The organism is Salipiger marinus (assembly GCF_900100085.1).
GTDB classification, from domain to species: Bacteria; Pseudomonadota; Alphaproteobacteria; order Rhodobacterales; family Rhodobacteraceae; genus Salipiger; species Salipiger marinus.
In genome coordinates, this window is record NZ_FNEJ01000018.1 from 14,066 (window position 1) to 27,648 (window position 13,583).

Annotated in this window: 16 protein-coding genes and 1 pseudogene; 9 read left to right on the forward strand and 8 right to left on the reverse strand. The window is 66.1% G+C overall.

Features of this window, described 5'->3' with window-relative positions; all coding sequences use genetic code 11:
• Window positions 1–210: 210 nt before the first annotated feature.
• The gene (locus tag BLR51_RS18260; protein WP_089849683.1) at window positions 211–1,002 is read left to right on the forward strand and encodes a helix-turn-helix domain-containing protein; all 792 of its coding nucleotides are present in this window, start codon (window positions 211–213) and stop codon (window positions 1,000–1,002) included.
• A 100-nt stretch (window positions 1,003–1,102) separates the two neighbouring features.
• Here BLR51_RS18260 and BLR51_RS18265 read toward each other — a convergent pair whose 3' ends face one another.
• Window positions 1,103–2,380 carry a Rieske 2Fe-2S domain-containing protein gene (locus tag BLR51_RS18265; RefSeq protein ID WP_018065875.1) on the reverse strand — a complete coding sequence of 426 codons (1,278 nt, stop codon included), beginning with the start codon at window positions 2,378–2,380 and terminating at the stop codon, window positions 1,103–1,105.
• Window positions 2,381–2,492: 112 nt separating this feature from the next.
• Here BLR51_RS18265 and BLR51_RS18270 point away from each other — a divergent pair, with 112 nt between their 5' ends.
• The 7 genes from BLR51_RS18270 to BLR51_RS18300 all read left to right on the forward strand — a co-directional run bounded on the left by BLR51_RS18270 (window position 2,493) and on the right by BLR51_RS18300 (window position 9,510).
• On the forward strand, window positions 2,493–3,434 hold the full coding sequence (locus BLR51_RS18270) for a PDR/VanB family oxidoreductase (protein WP_018065874.1): 942 nt from the start codon (window positions 2,493–2,495) through the stop codon (window positions 3,432–3,434).
• Window positions 3,435–3,444: 10 nt separating this feature from the next.
• Entirely contained in the window at window positions 3,445–4,608 is a 1,164-nt protein-coding gene (locus tag BLR51_RS18275) for a Gfo/Idh/MocA family oxidoreductase (protein ID WP_018065873.1), read from the forward strand.
• A gap of 11 nt (window positions 4,609–4,619) precedes the next feature.
• Entirely contained in the window at window positions 4,620–5,612 is a 993-nt protein-coding gene (locus tag BLR51_RS18280; RefSeq protein ID WP_018065872.1) for an ABC transporter substrate-binding protein, read from the forward strand.
• A gap of 13 nt (window positions 5,613–5,625) precedes the next feature.
• Window positions 5,626–6,069: a hypothetical protein gene (locus BLR51_RS18285; RefSeq protein WP_018065871.1), complete on the forward strand. Its 444-nt coding sequence runs from the start codon at window positions 5,626–5,628 to the stop codon at window positions 6,067–6,069.
• A 22-nt stretch (window positions 6,070–6,091) separates the two neighbouring features.
• Window positions 6,092–7,021 carry a DMT family transporter gene (locus tag BLR51_RS18290; protein WP_018065870.1) on the forward strand — a complete coding sequence of 310 codons (930 nt, stop codon included), beginning with the start codon at window positions 6,092–6,094 and terminating at the stop codon, window positions 7,019–7,021.
• Window positions 7,022–7,056: 35 nt separating this feature from the next.
• Complete coding sequence (locus BLR51_RS18295) at window positions 7,057–8,817, forward strand: thiamine pyrophosphate-binding protein (protein ID WP_018065869.1); 1,761 nt, start codon at window positions 7,057–7,059, stop codon at window positions 8,815–8,817.
• 99 nt (window positions 8,818–8,916) lie between these two features.
• On the forward strand, window positions 8,917–9,510 hold the full coding sequence (locus BLR51_RS18300; RefSeq protein ID WP_242656776.1) for a MarR family winged helix-turn-helix transcriptional regulator: 594 nt from the start codon (window positions 8,917–8,919) through the stop codon (window positions 9,508–9,510).
• Between the two features lie 36 nt (window positions 9,511–9,546).
• Here BLR51_RS18300 and BLR51_RS18305 read toward each other — a convergent pair whose 3' ends face one another.
• On the reverse strand, window positions 9,547–10,170 hold the full coding sequence (locus BLR51_RS18305; RefSeq protein WP_018065867.1) for an isochorismatase family protein: 624 nt from the start codon (window positions 10,168–10,170) through the stop codon (window positions 9,547–9,549).
• Between the two features lie 10 nt (window positions 10,171–10,180).
• A complete protein-coding gene (locus tag BLR51_RS18310; RefSeq protein WP_089849687.1) occupies window positions 10,181–11,008 on the reverse strand; it encodes an IclR family transcriptional regulator in 828 nt (275 codons plus the stop codon).
• A 91-nt stretch (window positions 11,009–11,099) separates the two neighbouring features.
• Between BLR51_RS18310 and BLR51_RS18315 the strand changes: the two genes are divergently transcribed.
• Window positions 11,100–11,597 (forward strand): type 2 periplasmic-binding domain-containing protein, encoded by a 498-nt coding sequence (locus tag BLR51_RS18315; RefSeq protein ID WP_089849690.1) that lies wholly within the window; start codon window positions 11,100–11,102, stop codon window positions 11,595–11,597.
• A 39-nt stretch (window positions 11,598–11,636) separates the two neighbouring features.
• Here the strand turns inward: BLR51_RS18315 and BLR51_RS18320 are convergent.
• The 5 genes and pseudogenes from BLR51_RS18320 to BLR51_RS18340 all read right to left on the reverse strand — a co-directional run.
• Window positions 11,637–12,092 (reverse strand): annotated as a pseudogene (locus BLR51_RS18320) (IS5 family transposase); the annotation flags it as partial.
• A complete protein-coding gene (locus BLR51_RS28535; RefSeq protein WP_199672162.1) occupies window positions 11,986–12,201 on the reverse strand; it encodes a hypothetical protein in 216 nt (71 codons plus the stop codon). The gene BLR51_RS28535 and the pseudogene BLR51_RS18320, both read right to left, overlap by 107 nt.
• A gap of 359 nt (window positions 12,202–12,560) precedes the next feature.
• On the reverse strand, window positions 12,561–12,872 hold the full coding sequence (locus BLR51_RS18330; protein ID WP_089849693.1) for a type II toxin-antitoxin system RelE/ParE family toxin: 312 nt from the start codon (window positions 12,870–12,872) through the stop codon (window positions 12,561–12,563).
• Window positions 12,873–12,876: 4 nt separating this feature from the next.
• Window positions 12,877–13,131: a ribbon-helix-helix domain-containing protein gene (locus tag BLR51_RS18335; protein WP_089849696.1), complete on the reverse strand. Its 255-nt coding sequence runs from the start codon at window positions 13,129–13,131 to the stop codon at window positions 12,877–12,879.
• Between the two features lie 112 nt (window positions 13,132–13,243).
• A complete protein-coding gene (locus BLR51_RS18340) occupies window positions 13,244–13,546 on the reverse strand; it encodes a helix-turn-helix domain-containing protein (RefSeq protein WP_089849698.1) in 303 nt (100 codons plus the stop codon).
• Window positions 13,547–13,583: the final 37 nt, after the last annotated feature.

A 13,583-nucleotide genomic window follows, 5' to 3' on the forward strand; every position in this document is an offset into this window, starting at 1 on the left:
AAATCGGGCCCCCGGTCAACGCGAACCGCCCCGCATGGCGGATATTTCGAGGATGTGAATTCTGCCCGAAGGCCCGCGCGCCGGCTGCGGGACATCCGCCGGGGCCGCGTCGCGAACCCTTTCCGCAGCGCCCCGATTCGCCTAGATTGTGACAGGGCGGAGCGGGCCGGTACGGGTCGCCGAGCCGTGTGAATCGGAAGGGCAGGGGAGATGACCGCAGACAAGGTGAAATCCGCTGCGCGGGTGTTTGAGATCCTCGAGTTCTTCGCCAGTCACCGACAGCCTGCCCGGCTGCACGAACTGGGCGCCGCGCTCGGCTATCCGGTTTCCAGCCTGACCGCGCTTTTGCGTACCATGCTGGACATGGGTTACATGACGCTCGATCCCGCGACCCATGCCTATCTCCCCGCGCCCCGGCTGCAGACGTTGACGGGCTGGATGCAGGTCGACGATTATGAGCAGACCGTGCTGTTCGATGCCCTGTGCCGTCTGCGCGAGGCTGCGGGCGAGCCGGTGGTGCTGGCCGCGCCCGCCGACCTGCATGTCGATTACGTCACCTCGCTGCACCGGCAGGAGGGGCGCAACACCCATATCCGCGCGGGCGACCGGCGGCTGATGGTGCAGAACGGCACCGGCTGGCTGATGCTGGCGCGCGCGCCGCGGCCGGTGGCGCTGCAGATCTACCGTCGCACCGTGGCCGAGGGGCTGATCTCGCCGCGCGACTACCCCCAGGCGGCCTTCGAGGCGGTGCTCGACGCCAATCGTGATACCGACGTGTCGATCCTGCACGCGCGCGACCTGCTGGACATTCCGACGCACCGCACGGTGCATTGGGATGCGTCTATGATGTCGACGCTGATCCCGGTGCCGCCGGGGCACGCACGCCCGCTGGGCATCGGGATTCATGGGCCGACGGAGCGCATATCACGCCGCGCGGATGAACTCTCCGAGCTGCTGCGCCGGACGTCGGCGGAGCTGGCGGCGCGCCTCGAAACCGTCTGAAGAGGCGCGCGCAACTCTGAACAAGACCATGAAAAAAGGCCCGCACGATTGCTCGTGCGGGCCTTCCCTGCGTGCGCCTTGGGAGGAAAGCGCCAGCGCGTCACTCGGCCGCTTCGGCCGGGTCATGGGCGACCAGCGTGCGCCAGTCGACATCCTTGGGATAGACCCCCTCGTGCGAGGCGATGCGCGACTGCAGCGCGAAGCTCGCGGTGCCGATCGCCGGGCCGCCCTCGGCCACCTTCTGCGCGGCGTCGGTCATCAGTCGGCGGAACTCGACGATGGCGAGGTCCGAGGCGCCCAGCACGTCGGTATGGCGCTGCACGCGGCTGCCCATCGACACCCACATGATGATGTCCTCGTTCGGGATGCCCGGAACGCCGGTGAAGTGGCCTTCCTTCATCAGCTCGCGGTCCTGCTTGAAGTCGTTGTCCAGCGTCCGAAGCGTGCGCCACTTCTCATCCAGGTCCTTGCCCGGAACAGCGTGGTTGAAGGCGCGCCATTCCTCGGTCGAGGGCACTTTCGGGCCGCCGAAGGCGAGGAAGTGGAACGCAGTCTCGTCGTCGTTGATCGGCACGATGACGCTGGCGACCTTGTAGGCGTTGTTGGGCGGGATCAGCGAGTAGTATGGCGCCACGAACTCGGTGATGCGCAGGTAATGATGCGTTGCTGCGTTCTTGATCGGCTTGCGGATCGCTGCGTAGTGGAAGCCGTAGCTGGTGGTCTCGGTCTGCATGCGCGGCGATTTGTCGGTCGACGGGCGGTACCACGATTTGTCATCGGCTGCGGCACTTTCCACGCGGGCCGGTTTCATCGTTGATGAATGCAGCGACGAGGAATGCGCGCTGTCGATCTGTCCTTCGTGGATCTGCGCCCAGTTGGCGGGGACACGGATCTTCAGGATGGCGACCGGGGTGTCTTCGGTTGGGGCGAAGGCGGGGGGCTGGAACTCCGGCATGTCGGTCTTGTCGCCGAGCCACGCCCAGACGAAACCGCCCCATTCGCGCACCGGGTAGGAACGGGCCTTGACCTTGTCCATCAGCGGGCTTCCCTCGGGCTCGGACGACATGGCGACGACGTTGCCGTCCACATCCATCTTCCATCCGTGGTACAGGCAGCGCAGGCCGCAATCCTCGTTGCGACCGTAGACCAGCGAGGCTTTGCGGTGCGGGCAGAGCTCGTCGAGCATGCCGAGACGGCCCTTGGTATCACGGAACGCGACGTAGGATTCGCCAAGCACTTCGACGCGCAGCGGCTTGCCGTCGTTCTCCGCCACTTCTTCCATCAGGCAGACCGGCGTCCAGTGCTGACGCATCAGTTTCGCCATCGGCGCGTCACCCGTCACGCGGGTCAGGACTTCGTTCTCTTCGGGGGTCAGCATCTCGTACTCCTCCTGCGGCCCGGGCCCGTGAAGGCCAATCTCGAATGCTTGACAACATATACTTAGCTATCTAAACGAGCAAGGGCAGATACACGTTTTTTGGGAGGGGCGAATGGAGCTCATCAGGATGCGCGTCGGTGCAAGACGCGCGCTGACCCCGCAGATCACCGAATTCACGCTGGTTCCGATGGAAGAGGGCGCGCTGCCCGGATTCACGCCCGGCGCGCATGTCACGGTCGAGACGCCCTCGGGGGCAATGCGGCGCTATTCGCTGGTCAACGACGGCACCGCGCCGGACCATTACAAGATCGCCGTGAAGCGCGAGCCGGCCAGCCGGGGCGGCTCGGCCTCGATGCATGACGAGGCGGTCGAGGGGTTCGAGCTGAACGTCGAGGCGCCGGAAAACGACTTCCCCATGGCCGACGCGCCGCGCTACCTGCTTATCGCGGGCGGCATCGGGGTCACGCCGATCTCGGCCATGGCCGCGCATCTTGAGCGCGAAGGCAAGGATTTCAACATCATCTACCTCAGCCGCAGCGCGGAAGAGGCGGCCTACCTGGAAGACCTGACCACCGCTTACGGCGACCGTGTCCTGGCCCATCACGACGAGGGCGACCCCGAGAAGATCTACGATTTCTGGGACCATTTTGCCGAGCCGCAGAAGCTGAATGTCTATTGCTGCGGGCCAAAGCCCCTGATGGACGAGATCGAGGCGATCTCGGGCCATTGGCCGGAAGGCCGCGTCAACTTCGAGGATTTCAAGCCCGTCGACGTTGTGCGCGCCGATGACGAGGCCTTCGAGGTCGAGCTGAAGAAGACCGGCATCACGCTGACCGTGCCCGCCGACCGTTCGATCCTCGAGGCTATGCGCGATGCCGGGTTCCCGACCGTCAGCTCGTGCGAGAGCGGCACCTGCGGCACCTGCAAGACGCGACTCCTGGAGGGCGAGGCCGATCACCGCGACATGGTGCTGATGGACGAGGAAAAGGCCGACAAGATCATGATCTGCGTCTCGCGCGCCTGTTCGGGCGGGAGGCTGGTCCTTGACCTCTGAGCCCGCGCAAATGCCCGTCAGGCTAGGCGTCGTCGGGCTGGGTCGCGGCTTCATGCTGATGATCCCGACCTTCACCGCCGATCCGCGCGTGAAACTGGTCGCCGCCGCCGCCCCCCGCGCCGAAAGCCGCGCGGCGTTCGAGGCCGAGTTCGGCGGTCGGACCTATGACGACATCGTGCCGCTTTGCGCCGATCCTGAGGTGGAGGCGGTCTATATCGCCACGCCGCACCAGATGCACGCCGACCACGTCTGCACCGCGCTGGCCGCCGGCAAGCATGTGCTGGTCGACAAGCCGATCGCCATCTCGATGGCGGATGCCGACCGCATGGTCGCGGCCGCCGAGGCCTCGAGCAAGCATCTGATCGTAGGCCCCAGCCACAGCTTCGACCCGCCAGTCGAGGCCGCGGCGCGCCTGATCGAGAGCGGTGAGGTGGGATCCCTGCGGATGATCCAGGCGTTCAACTACACCGATTTCCTCTACCGCCCCCGGCGCCCCGAGGAACTGCGCACCGAAGAGGGCGGCGGCATCCTGTTCAGCCAGGCGATCCACCAGATCGACGTGGTGCGCCGGCTGGCCGGTGGCCTTGCCACCCGAGTCACCGCGATGACCGGCGCCTGGGATCCCGCGCGCCCGACGGAAGGCGCGTTCAGCGCGCTCATCGCCTTTGCCAATGGATCCTTCGCCAGCCTGACCTATTCCGGCTACGCGCATTTCGACAGCGACGTCTGGATGGATAATGTGGGCGAGCTGGGCCAGCGCAAGGACCCCGCCGCCTATGGCAAGGCGCGTCGCGCCTTGCAGGGGCTCGACGCCGAGGCCGAAGCCGCGCTCAAGCAGACCCGCACCTACGGCAGCGGGGCCGGGCTTATCGAGGCGGAAAACAACGAGCATTTCGGCCCGGTGATCGCGCTGTGCGACCGCGCCGACCTGCGGCTGACGCCTGCCGGGCTGGATGTCTTCGGCGACATCGAGCGCCGCTTCGTCGAGGTGCCCTTCGGCCCCGCCCCGCGCGGACCTGTCATCGACGCGCTGGTCGGCGCCGTGCGCGAGGATCGCGCGCCCGCCCAGACCGGCGCCTGGGGCCGCGCGAGCCTCGAAATCTGTCACGCGATCCTGGAATCGGCGGCCTCGGGCCAGCCGGTGGATCTGCAGCGCCAATGCGGCATCACGTAAAGGAGGAACACGTGTCCGATCTGAAACTCTCCCTCGCCATGGGGAATTACGACCGCACGCGGGCCATCGTCGACGGCCGGGTCAAGATCGACGGCGTCGATCCCGTGCCGATGCTGCTGTCGCCCGAAGAGATGTTCTTCCGCGCCTTCCGGCACGAGGCCTTCGACATCTCGGAGCTGTCGCTGTCGTCCTATTCGATCTCGGTCGCGCGCGGGAACCCGCATTACGTCGCGATCCCGGTGTTCCTGAGCCGCGCGTTCCGTCATACCTCGGTCTATATCCGCACCGACCGCGGCATCGACCGGCCCGAGGATCTGAAGGGCAAGCGCATCGGCATCGCCGAGTACCAGCTGTCGGCCAACGTCTGGGTGCGCGGCATCCTGGAAGAGCATTTCGGCGTGAAACCCTCGGACGTGACCTGGGTGCGCGGCGGCATGGACACGCCGGGCCGCCCGGAAAAGATCGCGCTGACGCTGCCCGACGACATCACCATCGAGCAGGCGCCCGAGGGTGCCACGCTGAACGGCATGCTGGCGGCGGGCGAGATCGACGGCTTCATCGGCCCGCGCTGGCCGCGCTGCTTTGCCGAGGGCCATCCCCATGTCGGCCGCCTGTTCCGCGACAGCATCGGCGCGGCCGAGGAGTATTTCCGCCAGACCCGCATCTTCCCGGTGATGCACGTTCTGGGCGTGCGCCGGACCTTGGTCGAGGAATACCCCTTTCTGCCCGCAGCGCTGCTCAAGGCGTTCTCGGAGTCGAAGAAGCTGGCCGAAGAGGCCTTGAACGACACCTCGGCCACCAAGGTGACGATGCCCTTCGTCGAGGACACGCTGAACCGTGCCCGCGCGCTGATGGGCCCCGATCCCTGGAGCTATGGCGTCGGCGCCAATGCGCATGTGCTCGACAAATTCCTCGACTACCATTTCGCGCAGGGCCTCTCGCCGCGCCGGGTGCAGGTCGACGAGCTGTTCCACCCCTCGACCCTCGAAGCCTACAGCCTGTGAGCAAGGAGGCCCCATGAGCCGTTACCAACCCGGCGATATCGTCGAGATCCGGCTGGAGCAGGGCCTCGCCTATGCCCAGCTGACCCATGAGCACGAAAGCTACCCGCCCGTCGTGCGCCTGTTCCGGGGGCTGAGCGACAGCCGCCCCTCCGATCTGGAGGCGCATGTCGCGCAGGCTCCGCGCCTGACGGCGATGATCCCGCTGGAACAGGCGCTGGACCGGCTGGGGCTGGCGCATGAAAAGGCGGGCAGCGCCGCGCTGCCCGAGGACGAGCGCAAGTTCCCCACCTTCCGCATGCCGATCCGCGACAAGCAGGGCGAGATTGTCTATTGGTGGTTCTGGGACGGGCAAGGGCTGAGCTATTCGGTCGAGCTGGACGCGATCCAGGACAGCCTGCCGCTGCGCGAGGTGATGTCCTCAGCCAGGTTGCTGCAGGAATTGCAGGCCCCGGCCTGAGCACGAAACACGACAGGTCCCCATGATCCCCTTTATCGGCGAGATCTTCGCCATCCTCGCCGCCTTTTGCTATGCCTTCGGCTCGGTCGCCGCGACCAAGAACGCGCGCGAAAAGGGCGGGCGGGGCAATGCCGTGCTGCTGTCGATCGTGTTGACGGCGCTGTTCTCGGGCGGGTTGTGGCTGATCATGGGGCCGTCGCTGCCGCCGATTGACACAGGCTTCTGGATCGGCGTGGCGATCTTCGTCGTCGCCGGCATGCTGGCCACGGTGCTGGGGCGGATCTTCTTCTTCCGCTCCATCGAGCTGGCCGGCGCCATCGAGACCGGGCTCATCCGCCGGCTGATCCCGGTGTTCGCCGCCGTGCTGGCGATCCTGTTCCTGGGCGAGAGCCTGACCATCGCCAGCGCGCTGGCCTTCGTGCTGGTCTTCGCCGCCGTGGCGCTGGTGGTGTTGTCGAACAGGGGCCAGATCGTCGCCGATGACGAGGACGCCCGGCGAGCGGCCGGCGAGCGCAACACCGGCCGTGTCCTGGCGCTGATGTCGGCGGCGAGCTATGGCGGATCCTACGTGGCGCGCAAGTTCGCCATGCGCTGGCTGCCCGATCCGCTGATCGGCGCCTTCATTGGCGCGGTAGCCGCCTTCGTGTGGTTCGCCGTCGCAGCCCTGTTCAGCGCCGCCTATCGCCGCCACCTGAGCGAACTGTTCCGCCGCCCGACCGGCTGGCAGCTGGTGGCGGCCGCCTTCGTATCGCTGGGCCAGACCGCGCAATTCGTGGCGCTCAGTTTCACCACCGTCACCGCCGTGGCGATCATCGGCACGATCGAGATGTTCCTCGCGGCCTGGCTGGCCGCCTGGGTCCTGCGCACCGAGGATCGCCCCGGCCCGATCTTCGCGCTGGCTTCGCTGATGGCGATGGCAGGCGTGATCGTGCTGGCGCTGGTGCGCACCTGAAATAACACAAGAATTCCGAAACGGGAGAGAGACAGATGACCAGGGAAACCGACCGCCCCACACCCTGCGAGGTGAAGACGCTCTACGGCAGCGACGCCATCGCCGAGATGCTGCGCCGGCTCGACACGCCCTACGTCGCGCTCAACCCCGGCTCGAGCTTCCGGGGCCTTCATGACAGCATGGTCAACTACCTCGGCAACCAGGATCCGCACATGCTGCTGTGCCTGCATGAGGAACACGCGGTTTCCATCGCCCATGGCTGGGCCAAGATCACCGGCAAGCCGATGACCGTGGTGCTGCACGCGAATGTGGGCCTGATGCACGCCGCGATGGCCATCTACAACGCCTGGTGCGACCGCGTGCCGATGCTGATCCTCGGCGCGACCGGCCCGGTCGACGCGGCCAAGCGTCGGCCCTGGATCGACTGGCTGCATACCTCGCGCGATCAGGCGGCGGTGGTGCGGCCCTATGTGAAATGGGATGATCAACCGGCGTCGCTGGCCGCCTCGCTGTCGTCGCTGATGCGGGCGATGCAGATTACCACCTCGGCCCCGATGGCGCCCACCTATGTCTGCTTCGACGTGACGGTGCAGGAAACCGCCATCGAAGCCATGCCCGCGCTGCCCGATCCCGCGCGTTTCGCAGCCCCTCAGGCCCCGGGTGCGAGTGCCGCGCAGGTCTCGGCCCTGGCCGACATGCTGGCCGAGGCGCAATCGCCGGTGATCCTGATGGGCCGCGTCTCGCGCGATGAAGGGGACTGGGCGCGGCGCGTGGCGCTGGCCGAGTATTTCGGCGCCCGCGTCATCACCGACATCAAGACCGGCGCCGCCTTCCCGACGCGCCACAAACTGCACGCGGGCGCGCCCGGGTTCTTCCTGTCGGCTGAATCGGTCGAGGCGCTGTCGGGCGCGGATCTGGTGCTGTGCCTCGATTGGGTGGACCCGGCCGGCACGCTGGCGCAGGGCAAGCTGGGCGCCGGGGCCAAGGTGGTCAACGCCACGCTCGAGCCGATGCTGACGAACGGCTGGTCGATGGATCATCAGGACGTGGTGGCGAGCGATCTCACCATCCTGACCGAGGCCGATGCGCTGGTCGCGGCGCTGTGCGAACGGCTGGGGCTGGAACCCGCCGCACCCGCGCCCCGCACGGCACCCGCGCCGCACGGGCAGGAGCCCGATGCCGTGCTGTCGCTCGACGCGCTCTCGCATGTGCTGCGCGCGGGGCTGGCCGAGGATCCGCACACGCTGGTGCGTCTGCCCCTGGGTTGGGACGGTCGCCATTGCGATTTCACCGGGCCGCTCGATTATCTGGGCTATGACGGCGGCGCAGGCATCAGCTCGGGCCCCGGCATGGTCGTGGGCGCGGCGCTGGCACTGAAGGACACGGGCCGCATGCCGGTCGCGGTTTTGGGCGACGGCGATTTCATCATGGGCGCGACCGCGCTGTGGACCGGGACGCATCAGAGCGTGCCGATGCTGATCGTGGTGGCCAACAACCGCTCGTTCTTCAACGACGAGATCCACCAGGAACGCGTCGCCCGCGACCGCGACCGCCCGGTCGAGAACAAGCATATCGGCCAGGCGATCGACGAGCCGGATATCGACATCGCCGGCCTCGCGCGGGCGCAGGGCGCGGTGGGCATCGGCCCGGTCGCGACGGTGGCCGCCTTCGAGGCCGCGCTGGCCGATGCCGTGGCGCAGGTGCGCGCGGGCAAGTCGGTGGTGATCGACGCCCGCATCCTGCGCGGCTACGTCAAGGAGATGGCCGAAGGCATGACCGCGGAACAGGACGGCTGAACAGAATGGCTATGCGGGGCGTCGTGGATGGGCAACGGGTGACACGAAACGGTTGAAAAGACATCTAACCCTTGTGTCCTGCACGGGAAATCAGCACAAATGGAAGCGACCCGTCGCCGGCATCGCGCTGGCGACGGGGCTTTCGTTTCTGGCCGATTGAGACCGTTCCACATGGATGAAACCGCGCCCTCGGGGCATGAAGACTTCGATCCCAAGCTGACCGAAGAACGCCTCGCGCGTCTCGTTCGTCTCGCCGCCAGGGCTTTCAACCGCTCGCTGCAGATGCGCCTTCAGGACGAGGGGATCACCTTCGGCCAATGGATCTTCCTGCGCATCCTTTGGTACAATGACGGGTTGTCGCAGCGCGAGCTGAGCCAGCGCGCGCATCTGACCGAACCCACCGCGCACGCCGCGCTGACCAAGCTGGAGAAGCAGGGCGTGATCACGCGGCAGAAGATGGACGGCAACAAGCGGACTTTGCAGATCTTCCTGACGCCCAAGGGCTGGGAATTGCGCGACCGGCTGGAGCCGATGGCGCATGACGTCAACCTGATTTCGCTGAAGGGGCTGGAGGAGGACGAGGTGCGCGTGCTGCGCAAGGGTCTCCTGGCGATCATCACCAATCTCGAGGCGGATGAGAACGCCGCCGCCGAGCAGGGGATCAAGGTGCCCGCGACCCGGTCGAGCTTCTGACCGGGGCGCAGGCGGGTTGGTGGGGCAGGGCGCCGTTCAGGCGCCCGCCATCTCGCGCATCAGCGCCGCGTCGAGCGAGACCACGTCGGCATATTTTGCCTGCAGGTCCAGCAGGCTCTGCTCATGTGCGGGCTGGCTGCGGTCGCCCACCGCCTCGCGCACCACGATCGGACGGAAGCCGTTCTGCAGCGAGTCCACCGCCGTCGCGCGCACGCAGCCCGAGGTCGTGCAGCCGGTGATCACCAGCGTGTCGACACCCTCGGCTACCAGGCGGCTCGACAGATCGGTGCCGAAGAAGGACGAGGCGTATTTCTTCACCAGCGTGCGTTCTCCGGCCGCGAGGCTCAGCCTCGGGTCCAGCTCGGCCCCGTCGCCGCTGGCGGCCAGCGTCTTCAATCCGCCCTGTTTCAGCGGCCAGATCCCGGCGTCCGACAGATCCGGCTCGTCGTAGCGCACGGTGGTAAAGAACACCGGCTCGCGGCGGGCCGCGAAATCGGCGATCAGTGCGTTGATCGCCACGATCTGCGACGACAGGTCCGCGCCCAGCGGCAGGTCGGGATTGGTGAAACCCTTGATGACATCGATCACCACCAGCGCCGAGCGGCGGCCGAAACCGATGGTCTGCCCGAAGCCACGGGCCTTGAAGGCTTGTTCGTCCATGAAGTTTCTCTCAGTTTGGATCCCGGAAGCCCAGGGATCGGGATATGGAATGGGCATAGAGGCGGTTGAGCCGCCCGGTATCCTCGCGCCGGCCGTCGCGGCTGCCGTCGCGGTCGTAGATCGTGCTGAGCACGCCCACCGGCGCGCCGGTCTCGTCGCGGAAGGCGCAGGCAGTGCCCTCGATGTTCTCCAGCCCGCTGCCGAGGTTCTCGGCGTAACCCAGGTCGCGGGCGGCGGTGACGCGCTCGGCCAGACCCTCGTAGGTCAGGCCGCTGTCTTCCAGGTGGCGGCTGATCTCATCGCGGCGCGAGGTCAGCTCGACCTCGGGCTTGGCGGCGATATAGGCGATCTGGAAGGCCACGAAATCGGACCAGCCGTAGATGATTCGCCAGATCGGCACGCGGGTGCCCGTGGGCCAAAGCCTGCGCATGGGATGGGCGATCGGCGTACCGATCCGATCATAGAGGGTCAGTTCCTGGCGTTCCTCGGCTGCCAAAGTGATGTGCACGAGGCAGTTCGCCTTGAGCGCGAGCCCGTCCGCGTCATTCAGCGCAAGTTGTCCTGCGCGCGAGTGCAGCCATACCTCGTAGCCCATCTCCCAGTAGCGCAGCGAAGGGCTGTAGCGGGACTTGGTGTTCTTGTGGACGAATCCATACGCCGCAAGGGTTTGCAACAGGCGGTGCACGTTGCTCTTGGTCATGCCGAGAGCCGCCGACAGGTCGCTGATGCCCGCCGGCGCCTCGCAGGTTGCTAGGTGCCGCAACAGGATCAGCCCCTTCGAGAAGGACTTGTCGAGACCTGCCTTATTGTTGGGCAGATCGGGGCTTTCGTCGGTCATGCCGCACGCCTTACTTGACGGAAAGAAATGTGAAAAATTAGTCGCAAATTACGGTACAAGCTTTCTACAATATAGAACAAGGGAGGTCAATATGATCCGCCATACCGGAAAGCCCCTTATCACCACCGCGCTTTCGTCCGTGCTGTTCGCAGGTGCCTTCACCGGCCCCGCGCTGGCGCAGGAGCTGATCGAAGGGCATCTCAACATCATCGGCTCGGCCAGCTTCATGCCCCTCTATGCCGAGCGGGAGATGCCGTTCTGGACCCAGACCCTGGCCGAGGAATCCGACGGGCTCATCACCGCCGACGTGCGCCCGTTCAACGCGTTCAACGAGGCCGGCCTCAACGGCACCGAGCTGTTGCGCCTGCTGCAGCAAGGCGTGGCTGATGCAGCGACGCCGATCCTGAGCTACCTGGCTGCCGACGACCCGATGAGCGAAGCCATCGACCTGGCCGGCATCGCCCCCGACTTGGCCAGCGCCCGCGCCGTGTCCGAAGCCTGGGCGCCGGTTCTCGACGCGCATTTCGCCGAGCGCAACGACGCGCGCGTGCTGGGCGTTCTGGCCTATCCGTCGGGCGCTGTTGGATAAATCAGCTGGCGAGCGCAATCCCCCTTTCCCCGGGCACACTTACCCTGCGGCCACGGTCATCGGGATGCCGAGTGCCGTGAAGCGGTTGAGGACCGCCACCCGGATCTGGACCTCCGCCACCTGGCGGTCGAATTCCCGGGACATCAGCCGCTGGCCGAGCAGCTTCACGCAGTTCATTCTCGTCTCGACCCTGCTGCGCCGGCGGTACCCGCTCCAGTTCCGCCAGAGTGCCCGGCCCAGGTGCTTCGATGCTCGCAGGATCTCGTTGCGTGCGCGAGCTCCTGCCGTGTCCGGCTTCCAAGGCCGGGCGTTTCGACGGGGTGGAATGATCGCTGTTGCTCCACGGGCCGCAATGGCATCGTGGCAGGCGCGTGTGGCGCAGGCACCGTCAGCCGAGACAGTGGCGATGTCCTCGTTCGCCGAGATCTGGGCGAGAAGGTTCGGCAGCATCGGGGCGTCGCCGACATTGCTTGAGATGACCTCGACCGCCCGGATCGCTCTGGACGCTCATTCGGTAGAAGCGCCGCATGTTGACGGCCGGGTCGATCCGCTTGAGACCGATCACGGTCGGGAACACCTCGAGCTCGTGCAGTAGGTCGAGCATTGAGCAGCCACCTCTTCAGCGGCCAGTTTTTCAGCCGGCGCTCGGCGTCTCCACTCAATTGGAACCAAGGGCCGGGATTGGGGGCTCGCGCCCCCACCTCGAACTTCATGACCGGGATCGGACGCCTCGATGTGTTGAACTTGGATCTGGCGCCCATGCCAAGCGTGATCCACGCCGTACATCTGGGGCGGCATGGCATGCGCCCGGCAGTGGCGCAATTGCTGGATTGGCTGAAAGTCTCTGCGAAACGCCTTGTATGACGGACCCGTGCGGCACGAGGCGAACAGATATCTTCCGCAAACAAAGGAAACCGATCAGGCTGATCTATGTGGGCGTCGCCGACGCAGATACCTGCGCGTTCAGCCGTGAAAATCTTCCTTGAATCTGTCGATCTGATGCATGCGCTCATGCAGGATCGCGACGATACCGATATCGCCGTCGGACAGTCGGCGCCAATAGACGATGTGGTGTTCGTACCGAAAGAAGAACCCTTCGACGCCGAACTCTGCCGGGATCAGCTTTGAGGCGACGCCATGGGCCTCGATCCGTTCGAACGCTTCGAACATGCCGGTGATGTAGCGGTCCGCCTGGACCTCGCCCCATCGGTCGCGCGTATAGCGGTAGATGTCATCGAGGCGGAGTGATGCCGCCTCCTGAACCCGGATCGCCATCTGGTCAGGCCCGGTTGCGAGCGATGACTTCGGCGGCCGTCAGCGGCCTGTAGCTGGTCTCGGGCGCTGCGAAGGCGCGGGTCAGCTCGGCCTTCAGCCGGTCGAAAGCCTCCTGCTCGGCCCGCTCCTTGTCTCGCCGGATCAGGTCGCGCACGTATTCGCTGATGTTCTCGTAGGAGCCGTTCTCGCCGACATTGGCCGCGACGAAATCGCTGAGCGCACCGCTCAGACGGACGGTCATGGTCGTGGTGCGGGACATGGAAGGCTCCTCATGCTTGGCGCGTATTCAATATAACCAAAAAACACTACACATCAAGTCTGGCGGCGGTGGAGCAATTTGGCCTCCCCGCCGCCTCAGTGGCGGCTTGACCTTATTCGGCATCCGCGCCGTCGTGCCGATCGGCCAGCAGCAAGACCATGTGGAACACGATATCCGAGTGCCTGGCCAGTGCGATCAGATGCTCGCCGCTGGGTCCACGCTCGCCCGCAATCCAGTATTTCACGGTTCGCTCGCTGGCGCCCGTCCACCGCATCGCCGTCTTGACTGCTCGATGCGTCAAGCCGAGTTCGTCCCGAAGCGCCGCGGCAATGGCGGTCCGGTAGTCGGCGGCATCGGCTTCAAGGTGCACATTTGTGCCCGTTTTCGGCACAAATGTGCCCGTCTTGGTCCGCATCTCTGCGTCCTCCTTCGATAATACTCTGGGAAGGACA

Excerpts from the sequence above, each read along its gene's own strand:
- BLR51_RS18305 (WP_018065867.1), bottom strand. The coding sequence starts at position 10,170 with ATGGACGAACAAGCCTTCAAGGCCCGTGGCTTCGGGCAGACCATCGGT.
- BLR51_RS18270 (WP_018065874.1), top strand. The coding sequence starts at position 2,493 with ATGGAGCTCATCAGGATGCGCGTCGGTGCAAGACGCGCGCTGACCCCG.
- BLR51_RS18340 (WP_089849698.1), bottom strand. The coding sequence starts at position 13,546 with ATGCGGACCAAGACGGGCACATTTGTGCCGAAAACGGGCACAAATGTG.
- BLR51_RS28535 (WP_199672162.1), bottom strand. The coding sequence starts at position 12,201 with ATGCTCGACCTACTGCACGAGCTCGAGGTGTTCCCGACCGTGATCGGT.
- BLR51_RS18310 (WP_089849687.1), bottom strand. The coding sequence starts at position 11,008 with ATGACCGACGAAAGCCCCGATCTGCCCAACAATAAGGCAGGTCTCGAC.
- BLR51_RS18285 (WP_018065871.1), top strand. The coding sequence starts at position 5,626 with ATGAGCCGTTACCAACCCGGCGATATCGTCGAGATCCGGCTGGAGCAG.
- BLR51_RS18290 (WP_018065870.1), top strand. The coding sequence starts at position 6,092 with ATGATCCCCTTTATCGGCGAGATCTTCGCCATCCTCGCCGCCTTTTGC.
- BLR51_RS18300 (WP_242656776.1), top strand. The coding sequence starts at position 8,917 with ATGGAAGCGACCCGTCGCCGGCATCGCGCTGGCGACGGGGCTTTCGTT.
- BLR51_RS18335 (WP_089849696.1), bottom strand. The coding sequence starts at position 13,131 with ATGTCCCGCACCACGACCATGACCGTCCGTCTGAGCGGTGCGCTCAGC.
- BLR51_RS18315 (WP_089849690.1), top strand. The coding sequence starts at position 11,100 with ATGATCCGCCATACCGGAAAGCCCCTTATCACCACCGCGCTTTCGTCC.
- BLR51_RS18265 (WP_018065875.1), bottom strand. The coding sequence starts at position 2,380 with ATGCTGACCCCCGAAGAGAACGAAGTCCTGACCCGCGTGACGGGTGAC.
- BLR51_RS18295 (WP_018065869.1), top strand. The coding sequence starts at position 7,057 with ATGACCAGGGAAACCGACCGCCCCACACCCTGCGAGGTGAAGACGCTC.
- BLR51_RS18260 (WP_089849683.1), top strand. The coding sequence starts at position 211 with ATGACCGCAGACAAGGTGAAATCCGCTGCGCGGGTGTTTGAGATCCTC.
- BLR51_RS18330 (WP_089849693.1), bottom strand. The coding sequence starts at position 12,872 with ATGGCGATCCGGGTTCAGGAGGCGGCATCACTCCGCCTCGATGACATC.
- BLR51_RS18275 (WP_018065873.1), top strand. The coding sequence starts at position 3,445 with ATGCCCGTCAGGCTAGGCGTCGTCGGGCTGGGTCGCGGCTTCATGCTG.